Raw genomic sequence first — 264 nt, forward strand, 5'->3', positions numbered from 1 at the left:
CCCAATACCGCCAGCACGGCGTGGGGCAATAGCCTGGAACCCGCACGCTTCTATGCCCTGACGGGCGATCTGCTGGGGGTCAGCAGTGGGCGCACTATCACCTTGACCGGCGCTGATGACCCGCGTCTGAGCCAGACCTACTACGAAGGCGCGGGCGCGGTGTGGATGCGTGCGGGCCGGGACATCGTCAGCAGTGGTACAGGCTTGAGCGGTGCCAGCGGCGGCGACTTCGGGACGGGGCAATACACCCTCGCCGGCAACCTG

The 264-nt window shown here is 67.4% G+C and carries 1 protein-coding gene; it reads left to right on the forward strand.

Annotation, left to right across the window (positions count from 1 at the left end; translation table 11 throughout):
- On the forward strand, positions 1-264 hold a 264-nt coding region (locus SB816_RS32515), incomplete at both ends, for a hypothetical protein (RefSeq protein WP_410548315.1).

This window comes from Achromobacter sp. SIMBA_011 (assembly GCF_046535435.1).
Lineage (GTDB): Bacteria > Pseudomonadota > Gammaproteobacteria > Burkholderiales > Burkholderiaceae_B > Achromobacter > Achromobacter dolens.